This window comes from Nonomuraea sp. NPDC048881 (assembly GCF_040649795.1).
Taxonomy (GTDB): Bacteria; Actinomycetota; Actinomycetes; order Streptosporangiales; family Streptosporangiaceae; genus Nonomuraea.
Window position 1 is genome coordinate 209,485 of sequence record NZ_JBEZGC010000006.1, and the last position, 15,151, is coordinate 224,635.

A 15,151-nucleotide genomic window follows, 5' to 3' on the forward strand; every position below is an offset into this window, starting at 1 on the left:
CGCGGCGCTCCGGCTCGCGCGGCGCTCCGGCTCGCGCGGCGCTCCGGCTCGCGCGGCGCTCCGGCTCGCGCGGCGCTCCGGCTCGCGCGGCGCTCCGGCTCGCGCGGCGCTCCAGCTTGCGTGGCGCCCCGACTCGCCCATCTTGCGCGGCGCCCCGGCTTCTCAGTTCGCCCTGCCGGCTCGGTTCTTCGGCTCCTTGGTTTGCCCGGCTCTTGCGTAGCTCGCTTAGTGCCGGGTGATGATTGCTCGGCAGCTTCGTTCGCGTCGAAGTCCCGCGGCTGGGGTCGCGCCTGGCGGGTTCTGTTCAGCCTCGACCTCTTCCCGGGTCGGGCCTCGGGGGGCGGCCCTTCACGTCCCACGCCCTAGGCATCCGTCTCTGGAGGGGTGAGTGGACGCGTTTCACGTGAAACGCCTGCGGGACTCCGGCCGGGGGGGTGTTTCACGTGAAACGGTGGCGGCGGAGGCTAAGGGGTGGCTGTCTTGTGGAGGGCGGCCAGGAAGTCGTCCACATGTTGTTCGGTGGTGTCGAAGGCGGTCATCCAGCGGACCGTGCCTGCGGCCTCGTCCCAGTAGTGGAAGAGGTAGGTCTCCAGGAGGGATTCAGAGATCGCGTGGGGGAGGGTGGCGAAGACGGCGTTGGACTCCACGGGGTAGGCGAGGGTGACGCCGGGGACGTCCGCGAGACCGTCCGCCAGACGGAGTGCCATCTGGTTGGCGTGGGAGGCGTTGCGGTGCCAGAGGTCGTCGGTCAGGAGAGCGGAGAGCTGGGCTGAGACGAAGCGCATCTTGGAGGCCAGCTGCAGCGACTGGCGGCGAAGGTAGGGGACCGCGTCCGTCAGGGACGGGTCCAGGACGACCACCGCTTCGGCGGCCATGGCGCCGTTCTTGGTGCCGCCGAAGCTGAAGACGTCCACGCCTACGTCCGTGGTGATGGCTTTCAGGGAGCAGTCCAGGTGGGCGGCGGCGTTGGCGAGGCGGGCGCCGTCCACGTGGAGGCGTAGGCCGGAGGCGTGGGCCGTTTCGGCCAGGGCGGCGATCTCGGCGGGGGAGTAGCAGGTGCCCAACTCGGTCACCTGGGAGATGGAGACGACCGCCGGTTGGGGCTCGTGGTGCTGGCCGATGAGGTGGAGATGGGCCTTGATGTCGTCCGGGTGGAGCTTGCCCTGAGGGGTGGGGACGGTTCGGAGCTTCACGCCCAGGAGGCGTTCCGTGGCGCCCGTTTCGTGGGTGGCGATGTGGGCGGTGTCGGCGCAGAGGACGGCGTCGTAGCGGCCGAGCATGAGGGCCAGGCCGACCATGTTGGCGCCGGCTCCGTTGAGTACGGCGAAGCCTTCCGCTGCGGGGCCGAACGTTTCCTTGATTTTGTGCTCGAAGGTCGAGGTCCAGGTGTCGTCGCCGTAGGCGGGGGCGTCTCCCTGGTTGGCGGCGGTCATGGCGTTGAGGATGTCTGGGTGCACGCCGGCGTGGTTGTCGCTGGCGAAGCTCTTCGGGTGAGCGGGATTGATCGGCACACCGTAAGGCTATGCAAGGCGCTTGGGCGGAGGCTGTGAGGGGCGCGGCCGCCGGGGCGGTTCTCGCGGATGCCTCGTGAGTCGTTGGCGGTGATGTCTCCCGTCGGCGTCGCGCTGATGCTTCATCCGGTGGCCGTTGGCGAAGGTTCTGGAGCAGTGCGGGTGCGACCGGTCGCCTGTGCGGCATGGCGGCGGTTGGCACGGCGGGGAGGTCGACGGTGTCCGCCAAAGGATCCACGGATGCTGTCCATGAGTTAGCGGCCGCAACCAGTCGAGGCATCGAAAGGAGGGCGGGGCCGCCCCGTCGGGGAGTGGGGCGGCCTGTGGGGAGGGGAGGAGGAGCGGTCAGGTCGAGGCATGCGGCTCCGGCGCAGTAGAGCACAAGGGAAGCAGGCCCTCAAGAAGGCGCCGTCAGTTCGGCGCGCGAGATGGTGGGCGCGGGGACAGGAGCAGCATCATGCGGAGCACGCGAGCGGTAGTGGCCTGGCGGACGAAGAGAGTTGTCGTGCGGCGGATTACGGGAGGCACGACGCGGGCGACAAGAGAGTGGCAGCCGTGTGGGAGAAGCGAGCGGTGGTCGCCTGGTGGGCGAGGGGAGGCCGCCGCACAAGGGGCGAGAAAGCAGCAGCCCCGCAGCGGGACGGTAGTGGTAGTCGCCTGACGGAAAAGGGGGGGCTGTCGTGTGGCGGGCAACGGGCGGCGCTCACGGCACGACAAGAGGGCAGCAGCCGCGCGGGGATGAGGGGACAGCTGTTCAGGAGACGAGGGCGGTAGTGGCCTGGCGGGAAGAGAGCTGCCGTGCGGCGGATTACGGGAGGCGCCGCGCGGGGGACAAGAGAGCGGCAGCCGTGTGGGAGAAGCGAGCGGTAGTCGCCTGACGGAATAGAGGGGCTGTCGTGCGGCGGGCAACGGGCGGCGCTCACGGCACGACAAAGGGCAGCAGCCGCGCGAGGATGAGGGGACAGCTGTTCAGGAGACGAAAGCGGTGGTCGCCCGGCGGACGAATAGAGCTGTCGTGCGGCGGGCAACGGGAAGCGCAGCACAAGGGGCCAGGGAGCGGCAGCCGCGCGGCGGGACGGGGGCGGTAGTTCCCTGACCGACATGGGGCTGTTGTGCGGCGGACAATGGGCGGCGTAGCACGAGGGGCGAGGGAGCGGCAGCCGTGCGATGACGGGAGCGGTCATCGCCTGACGGGCCAAGGGGGCTGTCGGGCCGCGGGCAATGGGTGGCCCCCGCGGCCCGACAAGAAGGCAGCAGCCGCGCGGCGGAGAAGACCAGTCGCCGTGCGGCGGAGGAGAACATCCGCCGTGAGAGGAGAGGGGTTAGGGGCGGGGGCGGTGGGCGGCGTTTTGGAGGAGGGTGCGGCAGAGGTCGCCGAGGTCGCGCCCCGCTGCCTCCGCCGCCATCGGCAGCAGCGACGTCTCCGTCATCCCCGGCGCCACGTTCACCTCAAGGAAGTGCGGATCGTCGGACGCGTCCACGATCAGGTCGGTACGGGAGATGTCCCGCAGCCCCAACGCCGTGTGCGCCGTCACGGCCATCCGGGCGCAGGCTTCGGCGGCGGCCGCGGAGAGGCGGGCGGGGGCGAAGAACTCGGTGTGCCCGGCGGTGTATCGGGCGGCGTAGTCGTAGACGCCGGCGTCGGGGACGATCTCCACGGCGGGCAGCGCCACCGGCCCCTCACCGAGGTCGACGACCGAGACCGACACCTCGACGCCCTCGACGTACCGCTCGATGAGGGCGGTGTCGCCGTAGGCGAAGCAGCCGACCATGGCGGCGGGCAGCTCTTCGGCCGTGCGGACGATGGACGCGCCGAGCGCCGAGCCGCCGCGGGCGGGCTTGACGAACAGGGGAAGGCCGAGCCGGTCGATGATGCGGCCGAGCACGACGGTGGCGCCGAGGTCGTGGAAGGTCTCCCTGGGGAGGGTGACGGACTCGGGGGTGCGCAGGCCGACCGAGCGTACGACGGCCTTGGCGGTGGGCTTGTCGAAGGCCACGCGACAGGCGTCGGGGCCGGCGCCGACGTAGGGCACGTCGAGGAGTTCGAGCACGGAACGGATCGCGCCGTCCTCGCCCGCGCCGCCGTGGAGGGTGACGAACACCGCCTCGGGCGGGTCGGCGAGGATGGCGGGCACGAGGGAGGCGTCGGTGTCGCGGGCCTCCACGTCGATGCCCGTGGCGCGCAGCACCTCGCTCACCCGGCGGCCGGAGCGCAGGGACACCTCCCGCTCATAGGAGAGGCCCCCGGCCAGCACGAGCACGTGGCCCAGATCGCTCATCACATCTCCTCCGCTGATCGTACGCGTCCAACCGTACCGGCGGCTGGCGGCGAATGGTGTAGGTGAGGCCCGCACACGAGTACGGCCGGCGTCCCCGTCCCCGGGGAGCGCCGGCCGTACCGAGGAAAGCTAGGCCAGTTCGGGCCCCGGCGTGTCAACGCCGGCCCGCTCGGGACCGGAGCCGGTGCCGAACATGTCCCGGAGCTGCATCTCCTGCTCGATCACCCCGGACAGGCGCCGGACGCCTTCGCGGATGCGGTCGGGCTCGGGGAAGCAGTAGGACAGTCGCATGTGCCGGGCGCCGCTGCCGTCGGAGAAGAACCCGGTGCCGGGCACGAACGCCACCCGCTCGGCCACGGCCCGCGGCAGGATCGCCTTGGAGTCGAGCCCTTCGGGCAGGGTCGCCCAGACGAAGAAGCCGCCGGCCGGCCGGGTCCAGGTGACCTCGGGCGGCATCAGGGCCTCCAGGGAGTCCAGCATGGAGTCGCGCCGTTCGCGGTAGAGCTCCTTGAAGGACTTGATCTGCTCCCGCCACGGCTGCGTGGCCAGGAATTGGCCCACGGCGAGCTGCGTGAACACCGAGTGCGACAGCACGGCCGACTCCATGGCCAGGATCAGCTTGTCGCGGATGGCGTGCGGCGCGAGCGCCCAGCCGACGCGGAAGCCGGGGGCGAGCGTCTTGGAGAACGACCCCAGGTAGACCACGCCGTCGGGGTTGTCGGCGCGCAGGGCGCGCATGGGCTCGCCGTCGAAGCCGAGCAGCCCGTACGGGTTGTCCTCGATGATGAGGATGCCGGCACGCTGGCAGATGTCGAGCACCTGCTGCCGCCTGGCCAGGTTGAGCGTGACGCCGGCCGGGTTCTGGAAGGTCGGGATCGTGTAGAGGAACTTGACGGGAGCTCCGGCGGTCTCCAGCGCGTAGATGGTCTGCGCCAGCGATTCGGGCACGATGCCCTGATCGTCCATGGCGATGTGGACCACTTTGGCCTGGTAGGCGGAGAACGTCCCGAGGGCCCCGACGTACGAGGGGCCTTCGGCGAGCACGACGTCGCCCGGGTCGATGAAGATCCGGGTGATCAGGTCGAGCGCCTGCTGTGAACCGACGGTGACGACGACGTCGTTCGCCCCGGCCTCGATCCCCTCCAGCCGCATGACCTCGCAGATCTGCTCGCGCAGGTGCGGGTCACCCTGGCCGGAACCGTACTGCAGCGCGACCGTGCCGCGCGTGGTGACCAGGTCGGAGACCAGCTCGCCGACCATGTCGAGGGGGAGCGCCGTGACGTACGGCATGCCGCCGGCGAGCGAGACCACCTCGGGTCTCGACGCGACGGCGAAGAGAGCTCGGATCTCGGAGGCGACCATCCCGGTAGCTCGCGCGGCATACCGGTCGACGTAGGCGTCGATGCGCGACCCTTGGGTCGCGGGTGTCTGACCGTGATCCAGCTCTTCCGTCACGGCCCACCTCCTAGGTGTCATATCGGACCGAAATACCAGATTACGCCAGTCGGACATGTCCTTCGTGACCGGGCTCGACCGTCGTGGTATCCGCTGGCTGCATCTTCACTGAGCTACCATGCCACCAACGGACGCGGTTTTCGCGCGCTTTTCTGGGTCGACGATAGGGGCCGTAGTTGTCGCGCCGGCTGGTCAACATAACCCTGGACAATCTCGAAGATCTGCCACGCCGCTGCCGGCGGTGCGTGTTCTGGGAGCTCGATCCCGTCAGCGGCGAGCGTGCCATCCATTCCGGCGACTCCGGGCTGGAGAAGGAGGCCTGGATCTCCGGCACGCTGCTGGAATGGGGGAGCTGCGGGAAAATCGTCTATGTCGACGGGGTTCCGGCCGGGTTCGTCCTCTACAGCCCGCCGCTCTACAGCCCGCGTTCGCTGGCCTTCCCCACCTCGCCGGTGAGCGCCGACGCGGTGCTGCTGATGACGGCCCACATCATCCCCGAGTTCTCGGGCGGCGGGCTGGGCCGGATGCTGATCCAGGGCGTGGCGAAGGATCTGACCCGGCGCGGGGTGAAAGCCATCGAGGCGTTCGGCGACCTGAAGTGGGAAGAGCCTAGTTGTGTAGTTCCTGCTGAATACTTGCTTTCTGTGGGTTTTAAGACGATTCGACCGCATTTGCGGTTTCCGCGCCTGCGTTTGGAGCTGAAGAGCGCCATCTCGTGGCGTGAGGACGTCGAGGTGGCCCTCGAACGCCTTCTGGGGTCCATGAGCCCGGAGCGCGCCCTTCGTCCCGTCTGACGGCTCTTGGGGGCCGAAGAAGGGCAAACGAAAGCCCCCCGCGGGCACCGCCGCAGGGGGCTCTCACATGAGGGCGACTAGATGATGCCGTCGAGCTCGCGGAGCAGCATGGCCTTCGGCTTGGCGCCGATGATCTGCTTCACGACCTCGCCCCCCTTGTAGACGTTCATCGTGGGGATCTGGAGCACGCCGTACTGGCGGGGAACCTCGGGGTTCTCGTCGATGTTCAGCTTGACGATCTCAAGCTTGTCGCCGTGCTCGTTCGCGATCTCCTGCAGGATGGGCGCGACCTGACGGCACGGGCCGCACCACTCGGCCCAGAAGTCGACCAGCACGGGCTTGTCGCTCTTGAGGACCTCGGTCTCGAACGTGGCGTCGGTAACTGCCTTCACGGTGCGCTCCTTACTTCTCGTTGTTGGCCAGCCAGCGCTCGGAGTCGAGCGAGGCGGCACAGCCGGTGCCGGCCGCGGTGATGGCCTGGCGGTAGGTGTGGTCGACGACGTCGCCGGCCGCGAACACGCCGTCGATGTTGGTGGCGGTCGACGGCGAGGCGACCTTGACGTACCCGTCGTCGTCGAGCTCGACCTGGCCCTTGACCAGGTCGGTGCGCGGGTCGTGACCGATGGCCAGGAACAGCGCGTCGGTCGCCAGCTCGCACTCCTCGCCGGTCTTGACGTTGCGCAGCTTGACCGCCTCGACCTTGGTGTCGCCGAGCACGTCGACGACCTCGGAGTCCCAGACGAACCGGATCTTCTCGTTGGCGAACGCGCGCTCCTGCATGATCTTGCTGGCGCGCAGCTCGTCACGGCGGTGGACGACCGTCACCATGCGCCCGAACCGGGTCAGGAACGTCGCCTCCTCCATGGCGGTGTCGCCGCCGCCCACGACCACGATGTCCTTGTTGCGGAAGAAGAAGCCGTCGCAGGTGGCGCACCAGGACACGCCGTGGCCGGACAGGCGCTTCTCGTTCTCCAGGCCGAGCTCGCGGTAGCCCGAGCCCATGGCCAGGATCACCGACTTGGCGTAGTAGGTGTCGGTGTGGGTCTTGACGACCTTGGGGTTGGCCTCCAGGTCGACCTCGACCACGTCGTCGGCCACCAGCTCGGCGCCGAAGCGCTCGGCCTGCTTGCGCAGGTTGTCCATCAGGTCGGGGCCCATGATGCCGTCGGGGAAACCGGGGAAGTTCTCCACGTCGGTGGTGTTCATGAGCGCACCGCCCGCCGTCACGGAGCCCTCGAAGACCAGCGGCTTGAGTTCGGCGCGCGCGGAGTAGACGGCCGCGGTGTAGCCCGCAGGGCCCGACCCAATGATGATCACGTTACGAACGTCGCTCAACGCTCCCACGCCTTCCTCGTCTGCTGTTTGCTTCGGGCTCAACAGATCCTAGGCCGCGCTGATTCCCGGCCCTGCCCGCAAAACGAAAGAGCCCGCCGAAGCGGGCTCTGACGTGGGCTTTCGATTACCAGCGGCCCAACGTGGGCTTGCGCAGGTTCTTGCAGTTGAACGGGTCGACGATGTCGATGCGCAGCTTCTTGGCGGCCTGGTCCTTCCAGGAGGCCACGATCAGCGCCTCCTGGCCGTTGTACTGGCCCTGGTCGACCGCGAACGTCTTCAGCTTCGATCGGGCGGCCACCTTGCCGACGCATCGGTCGACCCTGGCGGTGTCCGTGGGGCCTTCGAGGGCCGGAGCGGCGCCGAAGTACCCGAGCAGCGGCTGGCGCAGCTCCCGGTCGCTGTAGTTGTAGTTGCTGTCGGTCAGCGCGTAGGCCCTCGCCCGCTGGTGGGACGGCTTCGACGGCGACATCGGCTGCGCCACCGTGGGCCCGGACGAACCGCCCGGTCCGCCCCCGCCGGCCAGCAACCCGCCCGAGACCGCCAGCGTGCCGACCACCACCGCGGCCGCCGCCGACGCCGCCACGGCGGGCATGGCCCACCTGCGCCGCCGTACCGACCTGGTCCGGGCCGGGACGATCGTGCCGTCGTCGGAGACCACCCCGAGACGTACCGGCTCGGGCGTCTCCGCCGCCGGCTGCTCCCACGGGGAGTCCCGCATGAGCCTGTCCCAGTCCGGTGCCTCCACGAGGTCGACGCCCCCGCGGCGGGACTCCGCCTCGGCGGCCAGCGCCTTGTCGATGCGCAGTGCGACGCCCATCGGCATGGCCGGTGTTGGGGTCGCCGCGAGCACCTCGCGAACCGCCGCCAGGTCTGCCAGCAGCTCCCCACAGGGGTCGCAGACCGCGAGATGCTCGCGGACCCGGCGTGCCGTCGCGGCGTCCAAGAGATCCTCTGCCAGCTCGGCCAGGACCTCAAGATCGTAGTGCGTATCACCCGTCACGAAGTTCTGCTCCCTTCGCGGATGAGACGCGATTGAGGTCCGAACGGTTCCGCAGATGCGAAAGAATTGGGGCAAGTTTCGCGCGCCCCCGCGCGCATCTGCTCTTCACGGTGCCGCTGGGCACCTGAAGCACCTGAGCTGCGTCTTCGACGGAATACCCCATCATGTCCACGAGCACGAGAGCCGCCCGCTGGTCGGCGGGCAGCAGTTTCAGAGCGGCCGAAACCTCCATCGAGACCTCGCGCTCGACGGTCTGGTCGGGGAGCGGGCTGTCCCGCTCGGCGGCCTCGATCAGTTCGTCGTCGGCCACCGGACGGACGGACTTGCGCCGCATCCGGTCGAGGCAGGCGTTGACGACGATGCGGTGGAGCCAGGTGGTGACGGCCGCCTCACCTCGGAACGAGGCGGCCTTGCGATATGCGGAGACGAACGCGTCCTGAACGGCGTCCGCCGCCTCGTCAGGGTCACCGAGAGTACGCAGCGCCACCGCCCACATGCGGTCACGGTGCCTTTTGACGATCTCGCTGAACGCGTGTGGATCCCCGTTGATGTGCGCGGTGAGCAGCTCGGCGTCTGTGATCGCCGGCCGCTCCGCTGGTGAGGGTGTCTCGGGTGGGGAGTTCACAAGAGAGATTCCTGATTTATGCCGATCCGGGAGAATGCACCACTACTTCATAGATGGTGCCACGAAACTGGCCCGCATCTGCCGGAACGCGCGTAAACCAGATCAAAACGTACCGACCGCTTGCCGGGTCGTCGGGGGTCAGGGTGGTCTTGCCCGAGGCGCTCTTCTGGGTCGCCACGGTCTTGAGCGAGCCGAGCTCGGGGGAGTCGCCGACCTTCAGCTCGACGCTCGCGCCGCCGGCCTTGCCCAGCGTAGCCACCACGTCGCTGATCTGCATGGACTTGCCCATGTCGAGCAGCAGGCCGACGCCCTTCTTGAGGTTTCCCAGCTCGGCGTTGCCGTAGCTCTGGGTCGTCCAGGCCGTGCTGGGCTTGCCGTCGATGGCCAGCTCGGCGATGTCGGACTTCTCGTCGCCGTCGTCGCCGAGCGGGTCGAAGCCCTTGGCCTTGTCGGGCTTGACGGCCTGGGCCGAGGCCGAGGCGGAGGACTTGCCGGTGGTCGGGCTGACCGACGCCTCGGGGGTGGCGGGGCTGCCGAGGCTGCGGCCTATCGTCCAGGCGCCGACGCCCACGGCGGCGATGACCAGCAGCACCACCAGCGTCATCAGCACCCGGTTGAGCACGCTGCCGCCGCCCTGGTTGGGCGGCCGGCGCGGCACGGGCGGCGGTGGCGGCATGGTGCGCTGCTGCCGGTGGGCGACGTCGAGGCCCTCGGTGTGCGAGGCGGAGGCGACCGCCGGCGTCGAGGGGTAGGAGATGGCGATCGGCATGGGCCGGGCCACGTCGGCCAGCGCCTCGGCGACCTCGGACGGGCTCGACAGCGCACCCTGGCCCTTGCGCGACTCGGGAAGGCAGGCGCGGACCGTGACGGTGTCCAGGTAGTTGGGGACGCCGGCGGTGACCTGCCGCGGCGAGCAGAAGTGCCCGTCGATCATGGGAGCGGCGGGCAGGCCGCCCTCCTCCTCGTCGCCGGGCCAGTGGCCGGTCAGACCGGCGTACAGCAGCCTGCCCAGCCCTTCGGCGTCGTCGAGGGCGGGCTGGTCGGTGGTGAGCCCGGACAGCGCGGCGTCGACGGCCACGCCGAGCACCTTGACCGTGTTGCCCGTCGTCCAGACCAGGTGGGACGGGCGCAGGCACAGGTGGTAGAGCTTGGCCTCGTGGGCGTGCGCCAGCGCCTCGGCGGCCTCGGCCACCAGACCGGCCGCGCGCTCGGGCTCCAGCGGGCCGGCGGCGAGCAGGTCGGTCAGCGTCTCGCCGGTGACCCACTCGCTGACCACGTAGGAGTGCTTGTCGTCCTCGGCGGCGTCGAACACCTGCGTCAGGCGCGGGTCGGTGAGCCGGCTCGCGGCACGGGCGGCGGTGACGACCTCGTGCACGCGCGGGAAGTCGGGACCGAACGTGTGCACCGCCACCGGGCGCGCGAGGATCTCGTCGATCGCCTTCCACAGGGTCGCGCCGTCGGACTCGCTGACGCGGTCCTCCAGCCGGAAGCGCTCGGCCAGTCGGGTGCCGGGTTCCACGGCCGACGTGCTCACAGGCTCTCTCCGCTAGGCCGATCGGGCGTGCTCATGACTCGACTCACCTGCGTGGTGGTGTCCCACGTAGGCACGCTATGCCGGGTGGATCCGCCCACGCCCCTCCTGCTTCCATTCGCGCGTGTCGGGCACCATGGTAGTGCCGAGTCGATTCCGCCCGCGTTCTTTGCCAACGGGAAACTCGTCAGCCGTCGTGGTCAAGTCCGTCCATATGCCGGATTTCCCAATTACTACCGACCTACGCGTCTGGCGACCATACCAACGAGTGAGTTGACCTCCGCTATGCGCATCCTGTGGGCGACGGCGAGATAGAGCAACAGTCCCAGCCCACCACCCACGGCCAGGACAATCAGCGAGTTGACGAAACCGAGACCACCGAACAGCTGAGTGACCACCCAGACCGTGAGCAGCCCCAGCACGGCCGTGGGCAGCGAGGCCAGGTACATCCTGGTCAGCGCCGTGCCGATGGTCCAGCCGCCCAGGCCCTGGACGCGGCGGCTGGCCAGCGTCCAGGCCAGGACCGCGCCCAGCCCGTACGCGACGGCGTACGCCAGCGCCAGGCCCATCACCGCGTAGCGGGCGGGCAGCAGCACGAAGAAGATCACCATGAGCAGCGCGTTGACCGCGGTCGTGCCGGCCCCCACGAACACCGGCGTACGGGTGTCGCCGAAGCTGTAGAACACCCGCAGCAGGAGCTGGAACACCGCGAACGGCACCAGCGCCAGGCCGTAGACCTGCAACACGTTCCCGATGTAGACGGCGTCGGCGACGCTGTTGGCGCCGTGGCCGTAGATCGGCACGGTGATCGCCGGGCCGAGCACCATCAGCAGCAGCGAGACCGGCACCATGAGCGAGCAGATGAGCCGCACGCTCGACCCGAACTCGCTGCGCACGTCGTCGAGCCGGCCCTCGCCCACCGCCCGGCTCATCCGGGGCAGCATCGCCGTGATCACCGACACGCCGATGATCCCGTACGGAAGCTGGAAGAGCTGGAACGCCAGCGTGTACGGGCTGATGCCGTGGCCGGCCACCTCGTTGCCCGCCGAGCTGGCCAGGTTGGTCGTCAGCATGAACCCGAGCTGGGTGACCACCACGTAGCCGATGGTCCAGACCCCGGCCCTGCCCATCTCGCCCAGCCGGGCGTTGCGCACGTCGAAGCGCGGCACGAACGAGAACCCCACCCGCTTCAGCGCGACGATCAGCACCACCGCCTGGGCGACGATGCCCGCCGTGGTGCCGAGACCGAGCAGCGCGAGGTCGCCGGTGGTGACCGCCTCGATGTCGGACCCGCTGCCGACCACGGCGTAGGCCACGAACACGCAGATGACGACCAGGTTGTTGAGCACCGGCGCCCACATGGGGGCGCCGTAGCGGTCGCGGGTGTTCAGGATGGCGCCGGCGACCGCGCCGATGCCGAAGAAGGCGAGCTGCGGCAGGATGAACCGGGCCAGCATGACCCCGGTCTCGAACTTGATGCTGCCGCGGTCCCAGTCGGTGTACAGGTCGATGAGCAGCGGCGCGCCCAGCACGGCCAGCACGGCCACCACGACCAGCACGGCGGTGGCCAGCGTCAGCAGGCGCTGCTCGTAGGCCCGGCCGCCGTCGGCGTCGTGCTGCTGCGCCCGGACGATCATCGGCACCACCACGCTGCTCAGCACGCCCAGCAGCAGCAGGTCGAGGATGCTGTACGGGATCGCGTAGGCCGCGTTGTAGGAGTCGCCCAGCGCCGCGGTGCCGATGGCGTAGGCCAGCACCATCGTGCGGGCGAACCCGGTGACCCTGGACACCATCGTGCCCGCCGCCATGATGGCACTGGCCCGCAGCATGCGGCTCATACGGTCTCACTCTCCCGGGATTTGCCCGCTCGCGCGAGCCGTCGCTCGGACCGGCGGCGCAGGATCCGCGTCACGACGGCGGCGAGCATCACCGTCAGCGCGGCGCCCACGATGACCAGGGCGATGCCGGTGTAGCCGGTGGTGCGGATGGTCAGTCGCTCCGGCTTGCCGTAGGGCAGGCCGTCGATCGTGCGCAGCTGCACGGTGACGGTGGCGTCGCCGCTGGTGCTGGCGTCCATCTTCACCTGCAGCGTGCCGCTCTGGTTGCCGCCGATCACCAGCGGATCCGGCGGCACGGGCTGGATCTGCAGCCGCCTCCGGTCGTTGGACTTGACGTCGATGTACAGGGTGACGGGCTTGTCCAGCGAGTTCTTCACGCTGATGGGGACCACGCCGTTGCTGCCGGCCAGCGTCCGCGGCGCGTCGGTGATCTGGATCTTGTCGATGCGCTCGTCCACGGCCGTGCCGACGAGCTTGGTCACCGCGCGGCCGGCGCGGGTGTTGTTGCGCCAGGCCGACGAGGTGAGCCTGAGCACCGCGGCGTCGAAGGCCGAGGGCGTCCTGGTCCCGGCGACCGAGGCGGTGACGGAGGCGGTGAGCTGCGCCTGCGTGGCGACCTCCTTGACGGGGGCCAGGTACTTGGCGCTCAGCTCCTCCTTGCGGTCCTGCTCGGTGTAGGTGAGCTCGGCCCGCGGCGTGGCCGCCTTGCTCGGCTTGATCGATTCGAGCTTGGTCAGCGAGAGCCACGGCAGCTTGTCCGCGGTCTTCAGCAGGCTGGTGACCAGCGTCGGGTTGGGGTCCCAGCGGCGCGACGGCGCGACGACCAGCGACCGCGGCTCGACCTGCCCGGCCTCGGCGGCGATCATCGCGGTCTCGGCGATGAAGCGCTGCGTGCTGAGCAGGACCGTCGTGGGCGCGGTCGGCTCGAACAGCCGGCTCAGCTCGGCGTCGGCGACCAGGGCCTTGATCGGGCCGGCGACGCTGTCGACGGTGGCGGCGGCGTCGGGCGTGTGGGCGACGGGCGGCTGCGGCGGCAGGTTGGTGGAGTTGAGCAGGACAGTGGTGACCTTGCCGGGGCTGACCGAGAGCAGGTCGAGCGCGTCGGCGTCGAGCACGCCCGCGGGCGGCCAGTTGATCGAGGTCTGCGCGTTGCGGTTGAGCAGCGCCCGGGCGGTCTGGCCGCCGAGCTCGATCGCCCGGCCGGGCTGCGCGTCGAGCCCCTGATGGGCCAGGGCCGCCACGTCGGGGTCGCCGTAGGGGGTGGCGATGACGGGGGAGGAGGCCAGCGCCGTGCTCATGGTGGACAGCCAGGTGCCGGCGGTGTCGTTGGCCGGTTTGCCTTCTGTGCCGTTCTTGGTCTTGACGTGGTAGCCCTTGGTCATCGCCTTCAGGTCGTCGAGCAGCGACGGCTCGACGAACCAGGTGACGCTCTTCGGCGCCGTCTGCGCGATGCGGGCCAGGTCGGCCAGGCGGCCCTTGCCGCTGAGCGACTGGCTCAGCTTGTCGTCGACGAACAACGTCTCGTCGGAGCCCCGGTGGGGCTGGTCGATGACGGGCAGGGCGACGGCCAGCTTGTTGCGCGGCAGCTTCGGCGTGGTGGGCGGGGCATGGGTGAGGAATGTGCGCTGCGCCGAGATCGGCACTTCGTTCTGGGAGACGTCGACGGCGATCCGGTAGACGCCGAACGCGCGGTAGCCCAGCTGGATCGGGGTCGCCGTGAACGTCCAGGTGGCCTGCCCGCCGACGGCCAGGGCCGGGATGTCCATGGCCGAGGTGCGGGAGACGTTTCCGGGCAGCGTGGCGTTGTTCTGGTCGCTCTGGTACGCCGCCATGGAGGCGCGGTCGTAGAAACGCTCGCTGGTGTAGCGCAGGCGTACGCGGAGGGGGCCGAGCGCGGTTCCGGTGTCGTTGCGGACCGTGCCGGTGAACTTGATCTCGTCGGTCGGGCTGCGCGTCACCTGTGGCGTGATCGACGTGATGGAGACCGAGAGCGTCTCCCGCGCCGCCTCCACCGTGGCAGCAGAGTTCGGCGCCGCCGCCACCATGGGGGCGAGCGACGCGACGGACATCACGGCGAGCAGCGCGATCTTACGGATCACACGCATGCCAGAGCTGGGGTACGACGGCGCACGCCCGCAATGGTACGGGTTCAGTGCCGCGGCGCGACCGCCTCGCGTGTTCCCCGCGGTCGGGGCGTACGCAGGTCGACGGTCTTGCCGGTGAGGACATTCAGCAGGTCGAGCGCACGAAGACAGAGCGCGGTGTGCCGTTCGCCGGTGGCGGTGAAGACCGCCATGTCGTCGGCGACGAGCCGGTCGTCGATGAGCACCGGAAGCGACTCCGGCAGCAGCAGCGGGCAGACGAGCCCGTCGGTGTAGTCGGTGGCCGAGTTGACCAGGAAGGCCGGCGCCGGCCGCACCTGGCGGGCGCCCAGCAGGCCCCCGACGACGCCGGGCTGGGGCGGGGTCGCCGCGGTGGCGACGACGGCGACGACGACCTCGCTGCCGATCCTGGTGGCGACGTCGAACACGGTGACCACGACGCACCGCCCGGGCTCCGCGCGGACCGTCTCCGGCAGTTCCTCCGCGCAAGTCATGGGGCGCGGAAGGCGTACGATCTCATGATGGACCTGGTGTGCGAGGAGCCAGCGGTGGATCGCGAGGGCGTCCTTCATGAAGTCCTCCTCCGTCTCGCCCTGTTCCATGGCCCCCGACGGTCCCCAGACCGAAGGTAACCCGGACCTGATGTGGCTCGGGGGATATGTTCCGGAATCGAAGGACCGA

Annotated in this window: 12 protein-coding genes; 1 reads left to right on the forward strand and 11 read right to left on the reverse strand. The window is 69.8% G+C overall.

Translation table 11 applies throughout. From position 1 onward, the window contains the following. Positions 1-464: 464 nt before the first annotated feature. The 3 genes from AB0C33_RS23055 to AB0C33_RS23065 all read right to left on the reverse strand — a co-directional run bounded on the left by AB0C33_RS23055 (position 465) and on the right by AB0C33_RS23065 (position 5,152). Positions 465-1,511: an aminotransferase class V-fold PLP-dependent enzyme gene (locus AB0C33_RS23055; RefSeq protein ID WP_358291208.1), complete on the reverse strand. Its 1,047-nt coding sequence runs from the start codon at positions 1,509-1,511 to the stop codon at positions 465-467. 1,322 nt (positions 1,512-2,833) lie between these two features. Further along, positions 2,834-3,790 carry a D-alanine--D-alanine ligase gene (locus AB0C33_RS23060; RefSeq protein ID WP_352362290.1) on the reverse strand — a complete coding sequence of 319 codons (957 nt, stop codon included), beginning with the start codon at positions 3,788-3,790 and terminating at the stop codon, positions 2,834-2,836. A gap of 129 nt (positions 3,791-3,919) precedes the next feature. Continuing rightward, positions 3,920-5,152, reverse strand: a complete 1,233-nt coding sequence (locus AB0C33_RS23065; RefSeq protein ID WP_352362288.1) for a PLP-dependent aminotransferase family protein — start codon at positions 5,150-5,152, stop codon at positions 3,920-3,922. A gap of 269 nt (positions 5,153-5,421) precedes the next feature. Between AB0C33_RS23065 and AB0C33_RS23070 the strand changes: the two genes are divergently transcribed. Beyond that, positions 5,422-6,039 carry a GNAT family N-acetyltransferase gene (locus AB0C33_RS23070; protein WP_358291210.1) on the forward strand — a complete coding sequence of 206 codons (618 nt, stop codon included), beginning with the start codon at positions 5,422-5,424 and terminating at the stop codon, positions 6,037-6,039. A gap of 77 nt (positions 6,040-6,116) precedes the next feature. Here AB0C33_RS23070 and trxA read toward each other — a convergent pair whose 3' ends face one another. From trxA to AB0C33_RS23110, 8 genes are all read right to left on the reverse strand, one after another. Further along, positions 6,117-6,431 (reverse strand): thioredoxin, encoded by a 315-nt coding sequence (trxA, locus tag AB0C33_RS23075; RefSeq protein ID WP_352322961.1) that lies wholly within the window; start codon positions 6,429-6,431, stop codon positions 6,117-6,119. 10 nt (positions 6,432-6,441) lie between these two features. Continuing rightward, the gene (trxB, locus tag AB0C33_RS23080) at positions 6,442-7,374 is read right to left on the reverse strand and encodes a thioredoxin-disulfide reductase (protein WP_358291212.1); all 933 of its coding nucleotides are present in this window, start codon (positions 7,372-7,374) and stop codon (positions 6,442-6,444) included. 124 nt (positions 7,375-7,498) lie between these two features. Further along, positions 7,499-8,374: a zf-HC2 domain-containing protein gene (locus tag AB0C33_RS23085; RefSeq protein WP_358291214.1), complete on the reverse strand. Its 876-nt coding sequence runs from the start codon at positions 8,372-8,374 to the stop codon at positions 7,499-7,501. Continuing rightward, the gene (gene sigM / locus AB0C33_RS23090) at positions 8,364-8,999 is read right to left on the reverse strand and encodes an RNA polymerase sigma factor SigM (RefSeq protein WP_352322958.1); all 636 of its coding nucleotides are present in this window, start codon (positions 8,997-8,999) and stop codon (positions 8,364-8,366) included. Before sigM ends, AB0C33_RS23085 begins: the two co-directional genes overlap by 11 nt. A gap of 16 nt (positions 9,000-9,015) precedes the next feature. Next, a complete protein-coding gene (locus tag AB0C33_RS23095) occupies positions 9,016-10,533 on the reverse strand; it encodes a protein kinase family protein (RefSeq protein WP_358291216.1) in 1,518 nt (505 codons plus the stop codon). A gap of 230 nt (positions 10,534-10,763) precedes the next feature. Further along, the gene (murJ, locus tag AB0C33_RS23100) at positions 10,764-12,368 is read right to left on the reverse strand and encodes a murein biosynthesis integral membrane protein MurJ (protein WP_358291217.1); all 1,605 of its coding nucleotides are present in this window, start codon (positions 12,366-12,368) and stop codon (positions 10,764-10,766) included. Further along, on the reverse strand, positions 12,365-14,473 hold the full coding sequence (locus tag AB0C33_RS23105; protein WP_358291218.1) for a DUF6049 family protein: 2,109 nt from the start codon (positions 14,471-14,473) through the stop codon (positions 12,365-12,367). Before AB0C33_RS23105 ends, murJ begins: the two co-directional genes overlap by 4 nt. A gap of 44 nt (positions 14,474-14,517) precedes the next feature. Beyond that, positions 14,518-15,042 (reverse strand): YbaK/EbsC family protein, encoded by a 525-nt coding sequence (locus AB0C33_RS23110; protein WP_358291220.1) that lies wholly within the window; start codon positions 15,040-15,042, stop codon positions 14,518-14,520. Positions 15,043-15,151: the final 109 nt, after the last annotated feature.